This is a genomic window from Vannielia sp. (assembly GCF_029212645.1).
GTDB lineage: Bacteria > Pseudomonadota > Alphaproteobacteria > Rhodobacterales > Rhodobacteraceae > Vannielia.
In genome coordinates this window covers 68,995-81,453 of record NZ_JARGND010000008.1, presented here as the reverse complement: position 1 = coordinate 81,453, position 12,459 = coordinate 68,995, and the positions used below count along the sequence as shown (strand labels likewise).

The window sequence follows — 12,459 nt, the reverse complement described above, 5'->3', positions numbered from 1 at the left end:
GGCCGCACCGTTGGCTCCGGCGTGGTCAGCAAGATCATCGAGTAAGGGCGCTTTCGCGACGCGAAACGCACTTGGCTGGGCCTTAGGGGCTGGCCACAAACTGAAACCGGTTCGAAGAGGGGCGGCCTCAATCGCCCCTCCTCTCAATCGTAAAGGAACGTGACAATGGCCATTCAAAGCCAAAACATCCGCATCCGCCTGAAGGCGTTTGACTACCGGGTGCTGGACGCCAGCACCCAGGAAATCGTCAACACCGCCAAGCGGACCGGTGCTCAGGTGCGCGGGCCCATCCCGCTGCCGAACAAGATCGAGAAGTTCACCGTTCTGCGTGGTCCCCACGTAGACAAGAAGAGTCGCGACCAGTGGGAAATTCGTACCCACAAGCGCCTGCTCGACATCATTGACCCCACCCCGCAGACCGTGGACGCGCTCATGAAGCTCGACCTCGCCGCGGGCGTGGATGTTCAGATTTCGGTCTAAGGGAGGGCATTGGTATGTTGCGCTCTGGAGTGATCGCAAAGAAGGTCGGCATGACCCGGCTTTTCATGGAAGATGGCAAGCAGATCCCGGTGACGGTTTTGCAGCTGGATGCATTGCAGGTGGTGGCCAAGCGCACCGCCGAGACGGATGGCTACTCGGCCGTTCAGCTCGGCACGGGCACGGCCAAGGCCAAGCGGACGTCTGCGCCGATGCGCGGTGTGTTCGCGGCGGCCAAGGTGGCCCCCAAGCGCAAGCTGGCTGAGTTCCGCGTAGACCCCGAGAACCTGATCGAAGTGGGCGAGGAAATCACCGCCGACCACTACTTTGAAGGTCAGTTCGTGGACGTCTCCGGCACCTCGATTGGTAAGGGCTTTCAAGGCGCGATGAAGCGGCACAACTTTGGGGGCCTTCGTGCTACTCACGGTGTGTCGATCTCTCACCGTTCCCATGGCTCGACGGGTCAGTGCCAAGATCCGGGCCGGGTCTTCAAAGGCAAGAAGATGGCTGGACATATGGGCGCCGCTCGCGTGACCACGCAAAACCTTCAGGTTGTCCGCACCGACACCGACCGTGGCCTTATCATGGTCAAAGGCGCTGTTCCGGGCTCCAAAGGTGGCTGGGTGACGATCAAGGATGCGGTTAAGAAGCCGTTCCCCGAGAACGCCATTCTCCCTGCCGCGCTGAAATCTGCCGGGGAAGCTGCTGCAAAGGCCGCTGAAGAAGCTGCTGCTGCTGCCGAAGCTGAAGCCAAGGCCGCCGAAGAGGCCGCCGCCGCAGAAGCTGCCGCGCAGGAAGCTGCTGCGCTGAAAGAGGCGGAAGCCTCGATCGAAGCCGACAAGGCCAACGAGGGTGGCGACGCTGCCCCCGAGGCCTCCGAGAAGAAGGACGGTGAAGAATGAAACTCGACGTGATCAAACTGGACGGCGGCAAGGCCGGCTCGGTCGATCTCGGCGACGAGATCTTCGGGCTGGACCCGCGTGCGGACATCTTGCACCGTGTGGTTCGCTGGCAGCGCAACAAGGCGCAGGCTGGCACCCACAAGGTAAAGACCCGTTCCGAGACCAGCTACTCAACCAAGAAGATCTATCGTCAGAAGGGCACCGGCGGCGCACGCCACGGTGACCGGAACGCTCCGATCTTCCGCAAGGGTGGTATCTACAAAGGACCGACCCCACGCAGCCACGAGCACGATCTTCCCAAGAAGATCCGCAAGCTGGGCCTGAAGCACGCGCTTTCGGCCAAGGCGGCTGAGGGCAAACTTATCGTTCTGGACGAGGCCGTGATGGCTGAGCCCAAGACCGGTGCGCTGGCCAAGCAGTTCAAAGAGCTGGGCTGGAAGAAGGTTCTGGTGATCGACGGTTCCGAAGTGAATGACAACTTCCTTCGCGCTTCCGCCAACATCGACGGTCTGGACGTGCTGCCCTCGATGGGTGCCAACGTGTATGACATTCTCAAGCGTGATACCCTCGTTCTGACGAAGGCGGGTGTCGAAGCTCTGGAGGCTCGGCTGAAATGAGTGCCAAGGCAGAACATTACGACGTGATCGTGAAGCCCGTCATCACCGAGAAGGCCACCATGGCCTCCGAGGCGAATGCCGTGGTTTTTGAGGTCGCCATTGACAGCAACAAGCCGCAGATCAAAGAGGCCGTTGAGGCGCTATTTGGTGTGAAGGTGAAGGCCGTGAACACGACCATCACCAAAGGTAAGGTCAAGCGGTTCCGGGGCCAACCCGGCAAGCGCAAAGACGTCAAAAAGGCCTATGTGACGCTCGAAGAGGGCAACACGATCGACGTATCGACCGGCCTGTAAGGCGCGGTTTAACGAACTGGGAAAGGTCCTTGCCACTGGCGGGGGCCTTTTCCGTTTGGGCGTGTAAATTGGGCCAGGCTAATTTTTGTCGCCCCATTTCGAGTAAAATTCCCTAAAATCCCCCCATTTCCGCCAAGGTTTGCTTCCAACGTTACGGAAGCGTTCCGGACGAAACGCCGAAGTTTGTTAAATTTTGCCGAAGTCACCGGAGTTACCGACAATGGAATACAATCGTCGAGAACCGATTAAAGGGAAGCCGAGTGTGGTTGCCACTGCGGTTACCAACAAGTCCATTCAGGAGCTTTTGCTCGAAGAAGCCAAGGCCAAGGCCACTGCAGCCAGCATGAAAGCCACTCAGGAACTGCGTGAAAAGGAGGCCGAGCAGACGGCGACATCGAGCGCGAGTTCCCATGCCCCCGTTGAATCCGATGCAGCGCCAATGGCAGCCGAACTGCAGCAGCCAACGCAGGAGGCTGTTGAGCCTGGGTCTGCCAGGCCCGAATCGTTCCGTATGGTAGACCCAAAGCCGGAAAAGGGCTCGTTTCTGAAGCGACTTTTCGGCGTCTGAGTGAACTGCGGCTTGCCCCAAGACCGGGTGCCCGGCCAATATGCTTGGGCGCCCGTAGGAAAAGGGGGAAGATGGAGTTTTCTTGGCCCAGCCGCTTGACCCGTGTGCCGCGCTCGCCTAAAAGCCAACATCCGCAAAAGCCCCGGATTCGTCCGGGGCTTCGTTATTGACCGTGCAGCCTTGGGTTTCTCATGCCGACGGTGAACAAAGCGGATGCAAGAGGGCACCTACGGGGGCCTATAACATCAGGGCAGCGCAAGCCGCCCACACAGAAAACGGAAGACAGTTAACATGGCACTCAAGTCGTATAAGCCGACGACGCCGGGCCAGCGTGGGCTGGTACTGATCGACCGTTCGGAGCTGTGGAAAGGACGTCCGGTCAAATCTCTCACCGAGGGTTTGAGCAAATCGGGCGGCCGGAACAACACCGGACGGATCACCTCGCGTCGTCGTGGCGGGGGCGCAAAGCGTCTTTACCGCATCGTTGATTTCAAGCGTCGCAAGATGGATATCCCCGCGACTGTGGAACGGATCGAATATGACCCGAACCGCACCGCGTTTATCGCCCTCATCCGCTACGAGGATGGCGAGCAGGCCTATATTCTGGCCCCGCAGCGCCTTGCCATTGGTGATAAGGTTGTCAGCGCGGCCAAGGCCGACGTGAAGCCCGGCAACGCAATGCAGTTTATCAGCATGCCGATCGGCACAATCATTCACAACATCGAGTTGAAGCCCGGCAAGGGTGGCCAGATCGCCCGCGCCGCTGGCACCTATGCCCAGTTCGTTGGTCGTGACGGTGGCTACGCGCAGATCCGCCTCAGCTCGGGCGAGCTTCGCATGGTTCGTCAGGAATGCATGGCGACCGTTGGTGCCGTGTCGAACCCCGACAACTCCAACCAGAACTTCGGTAAGGCCGGTCGTATCCGCCACAAGGGCGTTCGCCCGTCTGTGCGTGGTGTCGTGATGAACCCGGTTGATCACCCCCATGGTGGTGGTGAAGGCCGGACGTCGGGTGGTCGTCACCCTGTCACGCCTTGGGGCAAACCCACCAAGGGTGCCCGTACCCGCAACAAGAACAAGGCGTCGCAGAAGCTGATCATCCGCTCGCGTCACGCCAAGAAGAAGGGTCGCTAAGACATGTCTCGTTCTGTATGGAAAGGCCCCTTCGTTGACAGCTATGTGCTGAAGAAGGCGGAAAAATCGCGTGAGTCCGGTCGCAAAGAGGTCATAAAGATCTGGTCGCGCCGCTCCACCATCCTGCCCCAGTTCGTGGGCCTCACATTTGGCGTGTATAACGGCCGCAAACATATCCCGGTGAACGTATCCGAAGATATGATTGGTCAAAAGTTTGGTGAATACTCGCCAAGCCGCACCTACTACGGCCACGCCGCCGACAAGAAAGCGAAGAGGAAATAAGCCATGGGTAAGGATAAAAATCCCCGCCGCGTGGCAGAGAACGAGGCAATGGCCAAGAGCCGCATGCTTCGCACCTCGCCGCAGAAGCTGAACCTGGTCGCCGCGATGATCCGTGGCAAGAAAGTGGACAAGGCCCTGACGGACCTCACTTTCTCGAAGAAGCGGATCGCAGTGGACGTGAAGAAGTGCCTTCAGTCCGCCATCGCCAACGCCGAGAACAACCACAACCTTGACGTTGACGAACTGGTCGTCGCCGAGGCGTGGGTTGGCAAGAACCTGACCATGAAGCGCGGTCGCCCGCGTGCCCGTGGCCGGTTCGGCAAGATCGTAAAACCGTTTGCCGAACTCACCATCAAGGTCCGCCAGATCGAGGAGCAAGCCTAATGGGACATAAAGTCAATCCGATCGGCATGCGCCTTCAGGTCAACCGTACCTGGGACAGCCGCTGGTATGCCGACACCAAAGACTACGGCAACCTGCTGCTCGAAGACATCGCCATCCGCGAGTTTATCGAGGAAGAGTGCAAGCAGGCTGGTGTGAGCCGTGTGATCATCGAGCGCCCGCACAAGAAGTGCCGCGTGACCGTTCACACTGCACGCCCCGGCGTGATTATCGGCAAAAAAGGCGCCGATATCGAAGGCCTGCGTCGCAAGCTGGCGGCCATGACCGACAGCGAGCTGCACCTCAACATCGTTGAAGTGCGCAAGCCCGAGCTGGACGCGCCGCTGGTAGCCGAATCCATCGCACAGCAGCTTGAGCGCCGCGTGTCGTTCCGCCGGGCCATGAAGCGCTCGGTTCAGAACGCCATGCGCATGGGTGCCCAGGGTATCCGGGTGAACGTTGCGGGCCGCCTCGGCGGCGCCGAGATCGCCCGAACCGAATGGTACCGCGAGGGCCGTGTGCCCCTGCACACCCTTCGTGCCGACATCGACTACGCCCACAAGGAAGCCCTGACCGCCTATGGCATCATCGGCATCAAGGTGTGGATCTTTAAAGGCGAGATCATGGAGCACGATCCTTCGGCCCGTGATCGCAAGGCTCAGGAACTCCAGGAAGGCGGAGGCCCTCGCCCCCGCCGTGACCGGTAAGGAGACGGAAGAATGCTGCAACCAAAACGCACGAAATTCCGCAAGATGCACAAGGGCCGCATCCGCGGCGAAGCCAAGGGCGGGTCTGACCTGAACTTTGGCACCTTTGGCCTCAAGGCAGTGGAGCCCGAGCGCATCACCGCCCGTCAGATCGAAGCCGCCCGCCGGGCCATGACGCGCCACATGAAGCGTCAGGGCCGGGTTTGGATCCGGATCTTCCCCGATCTGCCCGTAACCTCCAAGCCGGTTGAAGTCCGGATGGGTAAAGGTAAAGGCTCGGTCGACTTCTGGGCTGCCAAGGTGAAGCCCGGTCGCGTGATGTTCGAGATCGACGGTGTTTCAGAAGACATCGCCCGTGAGGCCCTGCGCCTCGCCGCGATGAAACTGCCGGTCAAGACCCGCACGATCGTCCGCGAAGACTGGTAAAGATCGCGCATATCGCGACCCGTGCGGTGTAGCGATTGGCAAAGCCAATTGTCGGCCGCATACCGGTGCAGAAATGGGAATCCCCGTTCGAGAGATCGAGCGGGGGTTTTTGCTCTTTAGGCGATCGTGTATCATCGAGTACAGCGAACAGAATACAGTACGGATTTGGTTATGCGTTGGTGGCACATCGGGATCGTCACAATAGGAGCCATCGTGCTCATCGAACGCGGTCAAGCTCTCCTATTGAGCGACCGGTTCGCTTGGCCTCAATCGGCGGAAGCGAGAATCGAGGAAATGGCAGAAATCCTGCGCCGGATCGAAGGCCCGGCGCGCTGGTGCTATGCCTCCGAGCATTCCGGGAATCTAGCGAGCGGCCACAAGGCCGAACTAGGCCGTTGCTTCTCACGGCTCGCGCCCGCGAGCGACTTTATCGAGATGTATCCGCGCGATTACATCAAACGTTTTTATCGTGCGCGCGAAGGGACGTTGTTCTGCGAGGCCACACTGTCCACGGTCTGGAACGATGATCGTATCGTCGGGGCCGACTGCTATTATGGTTTGTTCCAGCGAGACGATGGCGTCGGAATGACCGACGACCCATTCGGCTGATCGCTATGGGTAGAAACGCATGATGCCTCGGGCGGCGTGACAAGCCCCGCTCTAGGGAATTTCACTCACCTCAACGTCCGCATCTCGCGCTCCATCAAGCCGCGCGAGGCGCGGACCAGCCCTCACTCCCACCGATAGTTGAAACTCACCGAAACCCGTTCTTCCTCGGCCATGTTCATCGGAACCTCGTGGCGCAGCCAGCTTTCCCAGAGCAGCACATCGCCCACGGCGGGGGCGACAGAGACGAAGCGTTTCATCTCTTCGCGGCAGTCCTTGACGCGGACCGGGGCGGCCATCATGCGGGCGGAGCGGGGGTCTTCCAGTTTTAGCGCGGAGGTGCCTGCGGGCATGGATACGTAGGTGGTGCCGGAGATCACCGAGTGGGGATGAATATGGGAACCGTGGGTGCCGCCTTCGGGGAGGATGTTGATCCAGAGGTCTTCCAGCTTGAGCTCCCGCCCGTCGAGATCGAACTCAAGGTCTTTGGTGAAGGCGGTGACGTGGGCATCAAGCGCCTTCACCAGATCAGCAAAGATCGGGAAGCGCCATGGCAGGTCAGTCAGTGAGGCATAGGAAGTGTAACCGGGATAGCCGTTTTGCTCGCACCAGTCCTGACCCGCTTCGTCATCTTCGGCGATGGTGAAGCAGGAGGCTTCCAGCTCATCGGGGTCAACTTTGGGGCCGTGCTCAGAGAGGGCGGCGCGGTAGAGGCGGGTCACGAAGAGGGAGGAGATATCAGCCATGCCCGAGTGATACCGTGCTGCCAGCGGCAAAGGAAGAGCGAGCTCTCAGGCCGTCAGGATTGAATGAAGGTGATACCATCCGCCGTGACGCCAGTCTGGGTGCCAAGGCCAACGGAAACGGTGACATTGGGCTGCACGTCGGTCGCGGCGAAGGTCATCACGAGGCTGTAGATATCTGTTGGAATGGCATCGACGGACTTCACGCTGGAAACGATTTCGGCGGAGAGCATATCGCGGTTCCCCTTGACGATATCGCGGTTGATCTCAACGATCAGGGTGCCTTCGCCCGGTGTGAAATCTTCAACGCTGAGAGTTTCTGCATGGTCGACGGTATTGGCGACGAGAGCGATACCCTCGCCGCTGCGCCGGCCTTGAACCTGCCTGTTGGGGCTGCGTGTTTGAGGGGCGCAAGTGGCTGTGTTACAGCCTCAGATGGGCGGAAACCGGGTGTCACCGAAACCGCCGGACCGAGAGGCGAGCAGCGGCGCGGCCTTGTAGGGCAACAAACTCCTTGCCACGCTTCTGATTCCCCCCTATAGGGCAGCACTTCACCATGTGAACTCCATCGGACGAGGGGTCACCCACAAGGGGCCCTCCGGTGATTGTTGTAAGAAGGAATAGGCGATGAACGCCCAGGAACTGCGTGACAAGACGCCGGACCAGCTCCGCGATGCTCTTGTTGACCTCAAGAAAGAAGCTTTCAACCTGCGCTTCCAGCAAGCTGGCGGCCAGATCGAAAACACCGCGCGCATGCGGGTCGTCCGTCGTGACGTTGCCCGTGTGAAGACGATTCTCAACGAAAAAGCCAAGGCGGAGGCGTAAGACATGCCCAAGCGTATTCTTACAGGTGTCGTAACCAGCGACCAGAACAGCCAGACCGTAACCGTTAGCGTTGAGCGTCGCTTCAAGCACCCGCTGCTGCACAAGACGGTTCGGAAATCGAAGAAGTACCGCGCCCACGACCAGAACGATACGTTCAAGGTGGGCGATCAGGTTCGCATTCAGGAATGTGCGCCGAAATCCAAGACGAAACGCTGGGAGGTTCTGGAGGCGTAAGCCAAAAGGCCTTTCGGTTTTATCGAAACCCTGGGGGAGCTAACGAGAACAGCCCCCATAGGTCGGGAGAAACCTAAATGATCCAGATGCAGACCAATCTGGATGTAGCTGACAACTCCGGCGCTCGCCGGGTTCAGTGCATCAAGGTCCTGGGTGGTTCCAAGCGTAAGTACGCAAGCGTGGGCGACGTTATTGTTGTCTCCGTTAAGGAAGCCATCCCGCGCGGCCGCGTGAAGAAAGGCGACGTCCGCAAGGCCGTGGTCGTTCGCACCGCCAAGGAAGTGCGCCGCGAAGACGGCACCGCGATCCGCTTTGATCGCAACGCCGCCGTCATTCTCAACAACAACAACGAGCCTGTCGGGACCCGTATCTTCGGCCCAGTCGTTCGCGAGCTTCGCTCGAAGAACTTCATGAAGATCATCTCGCTCGCCCCGGAGGTGCTGTAAGATGGCTGCGAAGCTGAAAAAGGGTGACACGGTTATCGTGCTTGCCGGTAAAGACAAGGGCAAGACTGGCGAGATCCAGTCGGTTGACCCCAAGGCCGGGAAGGCTGTGGTCGAGGGGCTTAACGTAGCCGTTCGTCACCAGCGCCAATCCCAGACGAGCCAGGGTGGCCGCGTGCCGACCGCGATGCCGATCGACCTTTCCAACCTGTCGTTTGTGGATGCCAATGGCAAAGCCACGCGGGTTGGATTCAAGGAGCAGGACGGCAAGAAAGTTCGCTTCGCCAAGTCCACGGGGGATGTGATCGATGCTTGATACCGCAAACTACACCCCGCGCCTGAAAGCGCTGTTCGCCGACACCATCAAGGCTGCCATGAAGGAGGAGTTTGAATACTCCAACGACATGCAGATCCCTCGGCTGGACAAGATCGTGCTCAACATCGGTTGTGGTGCGGAGGCTGTGCGAGACTCCAAGAAAGCCAAATCGGCTCAGGAAGACCTCACCAGGATCTCCGGTCAGCAGGCCATGGTGACCACGGCGAAGAAATCGATCGCTGGTTTCCGCGTTCGTGAAGAGATGCCTTTGGGCACCAAGGTGACCCTGCGCGGCGACCGGATGTATGAATTCCTTGACCGCCTGATCACCGTTGCAATGCCACGTGTTCGTGACTTCCGCGGCGTGTCCGGCAAAAGCTTTGACGGCCGTGGCAACTACGCCATGGGCCTGAAAGAGCATATCGTGTTCCCCGAGATCGAGTTCGACAAGGTCGATGAGGTTTGGGGCATGGATATCATCATCTGCACCACCGCGAAGAACGACGCGGAAGCCAAGGCGCTGTTGAAGCATTTCAACATGCCCTTCAACAGCTGAGAAAGGCGGAGAGACATGGCTAAAAAAGCAATGATCGAACGCGAGCGTAAGCGCCAGAAGCTGGTGGAGAAGTATGCCGCCAAACGCGCCGCTCTGAAAGAGATCGCAAACGATGAGAGCCAGCCGATGGAAGAGCGCTTCAAGGCGCGCCTGAAGCTTGCAAAACTGCCGCGCAACTCGTCGGCAACGCGCCTGCACAACCGGTGCCAGATCACGGGTCGTCCTCGTGCGTATTATCGCAAACTCAAAATGTCGCGGATCAAGCTGCGGGATCTGGCCTCTCAGGGCCAGATTCCCGGCATGGTCAAGTCGAGCTGGTAAGGGAGATCTGAGTGATGAACGACCCTCTCGGCGATATGCTGACCCGCATCCGCAATGCGCAGATGCGTGGCAAGTCCACCGTCCGCACTCCGGCGTCCAAGCTGCGTGCTTGGGTGCTCGATGTGCTGACCAATGAAGGCTACATCCGCGGCTATGAGCCCGTGGAAGGCACTCAGCACCCGGAAATCGAGATCAGCCTCAAGTACTACGAAGGCACCCCGGTTATCCGCGATCTGAAACGCGTGTCCAAACCCGGCCGCCGGGTTTACATGGGCGTGGACGACATTCCCTCGGTCCGTCAGGGCCTTGGCGTGTCGATCGTGTCTACCTCCCGTGGCGTCATGTCCGATGCAGCAGCCCGATCCGCCAATGTTGGCGGTGAGGTCCTCTGCACCGTGTTCTAAGGAGGCCAAACACATGTCTCGTATTGGTAAACGTCCGGTTGATCTTCCCAGCGGTGTCTCCGCTTCGATCTCCGGCCAGACCATCGAAGTGAAAGGCCCCAAAGGGTCCCAGAGCTTCACCGCCACCGATGATGTGACGCTCGTTGTTGAAGACAATGCCGTCACCATCTCTCCTCGCGGTTCGTCAAAGCGCGCGCGGCAGCAGTGGGGCATGAGCCGCACCGTTGTGGCCAACCTCGTGCAAGGCGTCACCGACGGCTTCAAGAAGGAGCTGGAGATCAACGGCGTGGGTTATCGGGCGCAGATGCAGGGCAACACCCTGAAGCTGGCGCTTGGTTACTCGCATGATGTCAACTTTGAAGTCCCTCAGGGTGTGACCGTTACCTGCCCCAAGCAGACCGAGATCATCGTTGAGGGTTCTGATTCACAACTCGTCGGCCAGGTTGCGGCTAACATCCGCGAATGGCGCAAGCCGGAACCCTATAAGGGCAAAGGCATCAAGTACAAAGACGAGTTCATCTTCCGCAAGGAAGGCAAGAAGAAGTAAGGACCGGACAGATGGCAAACAGCAAACTGCAACTGTTCCAGAAGCGCCGCTTGCGCGTCCGGAACAAGCTTCGCAAGGTGAACGCCGGCCGCATGCGGCTGTCGATCCACCGCAGCAACAAAAACATCAGCGCTCAGCTGATCGACGATGTGAACGGCGTGACCCTCGCCTCGGCCTCCTCTCTGGAGAAGGACCTTGGCATCACGGGCAAAAACAACGTGGAGGCCGCCGCTAAGGTGGGCACCGCGATTGCCGAACGCGCCAAGAAAGCCGGTGTCGAAGAAGCATACTTCGACCGTGGTGGCTTCCTGTTCCACGGGAAGGTGAAGGCCCTGGCCGACGCCGCTCGTGAAGGTGGCCTGAAGATCTGATCGTGCAGGGGGCCACGCGCCAAGCGTGGCCCTCTCGATGATCCGGGAGGCCAAACGGGCCTCACTTGGATCGCAACAAACAAGGCGCCGAGCACTGCGCCGCCCGACAAAAGGATGCCTGTGAATGGCTGAACGTGACAAAAACCGCCGTGGCCCGCGCCGCGACCGTGATGAGACCCCGGAATTTGCCGATCGCCTGGTTGCGATCAACCGCGTTTCGAAGACTGTTAAGGGCGGTAAGCGCTTTGGCTTCGCCGCACTTGTCGTCGTTGGCGACCAAAAGGGCCGTGTTGGCTTTGGCAAGGGTAAGGCAAAGGAGGTCCCCGAGGCCATCCGCAAGGCCACCGAGCAAGCCAAGCGTCAGATGATCCGCGTGCCGCTTCGCGAAGGCCGCACATTGCACCACGACATGGAAGGCCGTCACGGCGCTGGCCGTGTGGTGATGCGCACTGCCCCCACGGGTACTGGTATCATTGCCGGTGGTCCGATGCGTGCTGTGTTTGAGATGCTCGGCATTCAGGACGTGGTTGCCAAGTCGATTGGCTCGCAGAACCCCTACAACATGATCCGCGCCACGCTGAACGGTCTGACCAAAGAGTCGAGCCCCCGCATGGTGGCGCAGCGTCGTGGTAAGAAGGTGGCCGATATCCTCAAAAAGGATGACGCCCCCGCCGCCGCAGAGGCACCCGCTACCGAAGCGGCAGAAGCGTAAGGAACTGGACCAATGGCAAAAACCATCGTCGTCAAGCAGATCGGCTCTCCGATCCGCCGCCCCGCCAAACAGCGCCAGACGCTGATCGGCCTGGGCCTGAACAAGATGCACAAGACCCGCGAACTTGAGGACACTCCCTCGATCCGCGGCATGGTCGCCAAGATCTCGCACCTCGTCGAGATTGTCGAAGAGCGCGGCTAAGGCATTGGTGGGGTAAGCCCACCAGGTAGAAAAATGGATCACCCCGGTCAGAGATGGCCGGGGTGTTCTTCGTTCGAACTCACCCAGAGCGTTTGGATGTCAGTGGCAATGATAGGGTTTCGATCCTGCATGACAGCACTGGCCGCGAGGAGAGTCTTTTCGGCAGCCGCCACCATGTTGAGTTTCAGCAGTGACGGTTATCACCACGAATTGAGGTGTCGGCAGTGCACCTAGTGAAATCGGGGCGAGCGCAAGAGCGATAAGTGCGGTGACGGCGAGAGGGTTCATGGTAATTCCTTAATGCGACCAACGAAACGTTAACGAAACATTAACCAAGGTTAATGGCTTCGCTGGTTAAATCAATAGGAATGCTGAGAGGGTGTTGGAGGACCT

24 protein-coding genes are annotated in these 12,459 nt (G+C 59.4%); 22 read left to right on the top strand and 2 right to left on the bottom strand.

Annotated features, from left to right (window positions below; all coding sequences use genetic code 11):
• Positions 1-171 precede the first annotated feature (171 nt).
• From rpsJ to P1U55_RS04520, 11 genes are all read left to right on the top strand, one after another.
• The gene (gene rpsJ, locus P1U55_RS04570) at positions 172-480 is read left to right on the top strand and encodes a 30S ribosomal protein S10 (protein ID WP_301046328.1); all 309 of its coding nucleotides are present in this window, start codon (positions 172-174) and stop codon (positions 478-480) included.
• 14 nt (positions 481-494) lie between these two features.
• Positions 495-1,379 (top strand): 50S ribosomal protein L3, encoded by an 885-nt coding sequence (gene rplC, locus P1U55_RS04565; protein WP_301046323.1) that lies wholly within the window; start codon positions 495-497, stop codon positions 1,377-1,379.
• Entirely contained in the window at positions 1,376-1,996 is a 621-nt protein-coding gene (gene rplD / locus P1U55_RS04560) for a 50S ribosomal protein L4 (RefSeq protein WP_301046322.1), read from the top strand. Before rplC ends, rplD begins: the two co-directional genes overlap by 4 nt.
• Positions 1,993-2,289, top strand: coding sequence for a 50S ribosomal protein L23 (locus tag P1U55_RS04555; RefSeq protein ID WP_301046321.1), 297 nt, complete (start codon positions 1,993-1,995; stop codon positions 2,287-2,289). The genes rplD and P1U55_RS04555 overlap by 4 nt, the downstream gene beginning before the upstream one ends.
• Before the next feature lie 220 nt (positions 2,290-2,509).
• On the top strand, positions 2,510-2,857 hold the full coding sequence (locus tag P1U55_RS04550; RefSeq protein WP_301046320.1) for a hypothetical protein: 348 nt from the start codon (positions 2,510-2,512) through the stop codon (positions 2,855-2,857).
• A gap of 291 nt (positions 2,858-3,148) precedes the next feature.
• Positions 3,149-3,991 carry a 50S ribosomal protein L2 gene (rplB, locus tag P1U55_RS04545; protein ID WP_301046319.1) on the top strand — a complete coding sequence of 281 codons (843 nt, stop codon included), beginning with the start codon at positions 3,149-3,151 and terminating at the stop codon, positions 3,989-3,991.
• 3 nt (positions 3,992-3,994) lie between these two features.
• Complete coding sequence (gene rpsS / locus P1U55_RS04540) at positions 3,995-4,273, top strand: 30S ribosomal protein S19 (protein WP_301046318.1); 279 nt, start codon at positions 3,995-3,997, stop codon at positions 4,271-4,273.
• A 3-nt stretch (positions 4,274-4,276) separates the two neighbouring features.
• On the top strand, positions 4,277-4,657 hold the full coding sequence (gene rplV, locus P1U55_RS04535) for a 50S ribosomal protein L22 (protein WP_301046317.1): 381 nt from the start codon (positions 4,277-4,279) through the stop codon (positions 4,655-4,657).
• A complete protein-coding gene (rpsC, locus tag P1U55_RS04530; protein ID WP_301046316.1) occupies positions 4,657-5,361 on the top strand; it encodes a 30S ribosomal protein S3 in 705 nt (234 codons plus the stop codon). Before rplV ends, rpsC begins: the two co-directional genes overlap by 1 nt.
• Positions 5,362-5,373: 12 nt before the next feature.
• A complete protein-coding gene (gene rplP, locus P1U55_RS04525) occupies positions 5,374-5,787 on the top strand; it encodes a 50S ribosomal protein L16 (RefSeq protein ID WP_301046315.1) in 414 nt (137 codons plus the stop codon).
• Between the two features lie 213 nt (positions 5,788-6,000).
• Positions 6,001-6,396, top strand: a complete 396-nt coding sequence (locus tag P1U55_RS04520; protein ID WP_301046314.1) for a hypothetical protein — start codon at positions 6,001-6,003, stop codon at positions 6,394-6,396.
• A 122-nt stretch (positions 6,397-6,518) separates the two neighbouring features.
• Here P1U55_RS04520 and P1U55_RS04515 read toward each other — a convergent pair whose 3' ends face one another.
• Entirely contained in the window at positions 6,519-7,139 is a 621-nt protein-coding gene (locus P1U55_RS04515) for a 2OG-Fe(II) oxygenase family protein (protein ID WP_301046313.1), read from the bottom strand.
• A gap of 53 nt (positions 7,140-7,192) precedes the next feature.
• Positions 7,193-7,369 (bottom strand): hypothetical protein, encoded by a 177-nt coding sequence (locus P1U55_RS04510; RefSeq protein WP_301046312.1) that lies wholly within the window; start codon positions 7,367-7,369, stop codon positions 7,193-7,195.
• Positions 7,370-7,763: 394 nt separating this feature from the next.
• On the opposite strand from P1U55_RS04510, the gene rpmC reads away from it, so the two are divergent.
• From rpmC to rpmD, 11 genes are all read left to right on the top strand, one after another.
• Positions 7,764-7,961, top strand: coding sequence for a 50S ribosomal protein L29 (gene rpmC / locus P1U55_RS04505; protein WP_301046311.1), 198 nt, complete (start codon positions 7,764-7,766; stop codon positions 7,959-7,961).
• A gap of 3 nt (positions 7,962-7,964) precedes the next feature.
• A complete protein-coding gene (gene rpsQ, locus P1U55_RS04500; protein ID WP_301046310.1) occupies positions 7,965-8,195 on the top strand; it encodes a 30S ribosomal protein S17 in 231 nt (76 codons plus the stop codon).
• A gap of 77 nt (positions 8,196-8,272) precedes the next feature.
• Positions 8,273-8,641 (top strand): 50S ribosomal protein L14, encoded by a 369-nt coding sequence (gene rplN, locus P1U55_RS04495; protein ID WP_301046309.1) that lies wholly within the window; start codon positions 8,273-8,275, stop codon positions 8,639-8,641.
• A gap of 1 nt (position 8,642) precedes the next feature.
• Entirely contained in the window at positions 8,643-8,954 is a 312-nt protein-coding gene (rplX, locus tag P1U55_RS04490; protein WP_301046308.1) for a 50S ribosomal protein L24, read from the top strand.
• Positions 8,947-9,510: a 50S ribosomal protein L5 gene (rplE, locus tag P1U55_RS04485; RefSeq protein ID WP_301046307.1), complete on the top strand. Its 564-nt coding sequence runs from the start codon at positions 8,947-8,949 to the stop codon at positions 9,508-9,510. The genes rplX and rplE overlap by 8 nt, the downstream gene beginning before the upstream one ends.
• A gap of 15 nt (positions 9,511-9,525) precedes the next feature.
• Complete coding sequence (gene rpsN / locus P1U55_RS04480; protein WP_301046305.1) at positions 9,526-9,831, top strand: 30S ribosomal protein S14; 306 nt, start codon at positions 9,526-9,528, stop codon at positions 9,829-9,831.
• 14 nt (positions 9,832-9,845) lie between these two features.
• Positions 9,846-10,235 carry a 30S ribosomal protein S8 gene (gene rpsH / locus P1U55_RS04475; RefSeq protein WP_301046304.1) on the top strand — a complete coding sequence of 130 codons (390 nt, stop codon included), beginning with the start codon at positions 9,846-9,848 and terminating at the stop codon, positions 10,233-10,235.
• Between the two features lie 13 nt (positions 10,236-10,248).
• Positions 10,249-10,782 (top strand): 50S ribosomal protein L6, encoded by a 534-nt coding sequence (gene rplF / locus P1U55_RS04470; RefSeq protein ID WP_301046303.1) that lies wholly within the window; start codon positions 10,249-10,251, stop codon positions 10,780-10,782.
• 11 nt (positions 10,783-10,793) lie between these two features.
• Positions 10,794-11,153: a 50S ribosomal protein L18 gene (rplR, locus tag P1U55_RS04465; protein WP_301046301.1), complete on the top strand. Its 360-nt coding sequence runs from the start codon at positions 10,794-10,796 to the stop codon at positions 11,151-11,153.
• 124 nt (positions 11,154-11,277) lie between these two features.
• On the top strand, positions 11,278-11,865 hold the full coding sequence (gene rpsE, locus P1U55_RS04460; RefSeq protein ID WP_301046300.1) for a 30S ribosomal protein S5: 588 nt from the start codon (positions 11,278-11,280) through the stop codon (positions 11,863-11,865).
• Between the two features lie 12 nt (positions 11,866-11,877).
• A complete protein-coding gene (gene rpmD / locus P1U55_RS04455) occupies positions 11,878-12,066 on the top strand; it encodes a 50S ribosomal protein L30 (protein ID WP_301046299.1) in 189 nt (62 codons plus the stop codon).
• The last annotated feature ends 393 nt before the right edge of the window (positions 12,067-12,459 follow it).

Bases quoted from the DNA above. Each gene is read 5' to 3' on its own strand.
- rplC (WP_301046323.1), top strand. From the start codon at position 495: ATGTTGCGCTCTGGAGTGATCGCAAAGAAGGTCGGCATGACCCGGCTT.
- rplD (WP_301046322.1), top strand. From the start codon at position 1,376: ATGAAACTCGACGTGATCAAACTGGACGGCGGCAAGGCCGGCTCGGTC.
- P1U55_RS04555 (WP_301046321.1), top strand. From the start codon at position 1,993: ATGAGTGCCAAGGCAGAACATTACGACGTGATCGTGAAGCCCGTCATC.
- P1U55_RS04550 (WP_301046320.1), top strand. From the start codon at position 2,510: ATGGAATACAATCGTCGAGAACCGATTAAAGGGAAGCCGAGTGTGGTT.
- rplB (WP_301046319.1), top strand. From the start codon at position 3,149: ATGGCACTCAAGTCGTATAAGCCGACGACGCCGGGCCAGCGTGGGCTG.
- rpsS (WP_301046318.1), top strand. From the start codon at position 3,995: ATGTCTCGTTCTGTATGGAAAGGCCCCTTCGTTGACAGCTATGTGCTG.
- rplV (WP_301046317.1), top strand. From the start codon at position 4,277: ATGGGTAAGGATAAAAATCCCCGCCGCGTGGCAGAGAACGAGGCAATG.
- rpsC (WP_301046316.1), top strand. From the start codon at position 4,657: ATGGGACATAAAGTCAATCCGATCGGCATGCGCCTTCAGGTCAACCGT.
- rplP (WP_301046315.1), top strand. From the start codon at position 5,374: ATGCTGCAACCAAAACGCACGAAATTCCGCAAGATGCACAAGGGCCGC.
- P1U55_RS04515 (WP_301046313.1), bottom strand. From the start codon at position 7,139: ATGGCTGATATCTCCTCCCTCTTCGTGACCCGCCTCTACCGCGCCGCC.
- P1U55_RS04510 (WP_301046312.1), bottom strand. From the start codon at position 7,369: ATGCTCTCCGCCGAAATCGTTTCCAGCGTGAAGTCCGTCGATGCCATT.
- rpmC (WP_301046311.1), top strand. From the start codon at position 7,764: ATGAACGCCCAGGAACTGCGTGACAAGACGCCGGACCAGCTCCGCGAT.
- rpsQ (WP_301046310.1), top strand. From the start codon at position 7,965: ATGCCCAAGCGTATTCTTACAGGTGTCGTAACCAGCGACCAGAACAGC.
- rplN (WP_301046309.1), top strand. From the start codon at position 8,273: ATGATCCAGATGCAGACCAATCTGGATGTAGCTGACAACTCCGGCGCT.
- rplX (WP_301046308.1), top strand. From the start codon at position 8,643: ATGGCTGCGAAGCTGAAAAAGGGTGACACGGTTATCGTGCTTGCCGGT.
- rplE (WP_301046307.1), top strand. From the start codon at position 8,947: ATGCTTGATACCGCAAACTACACCCCGCGCCTGAAAGCGCTGTTCGCC.
- rpsN (WP_301046305.1), top strand. From the start codon at position 9,526: ATGGCTAAAAAAGCAATGATCGAACGCGAGCGTAAGCGCCAGAAGCTG.
- rpsH (WP_301046304.1), top strand. From the start codon at position 9,846: ATGAACGACCCTCTCGGCGATATGCTGACCCGCATCCGCAATGCGCAG.
- rplF (WP_301046303.1), top strand. From the start codon at position 10,249: ATGTCTCGTATTGGTAAACGTCCGGTTGATCTTCCCAGCGGTGTCTCC.
- rplR (WP_301046301.1), top strand. From the start codon at position 10,794: ATGGCAAACAGCAAACTGCAACTGTTCCAGAAGCGCCGCTTGCGCGTC.
- rpsE (WP_301046300.1), top strand. From the start codon at position 11,278: ATGGCTGAACGTGACAAAAACCGCCGTGGCCCGCGCCGCGACCGTGAT.
- rpmD (WP_301046299.1), top strand. From the start codon at position 11,878: ATGGCAAAAACCATCGTCGTCAAGCAGATCGGCTCTCCGATCCGCCGC.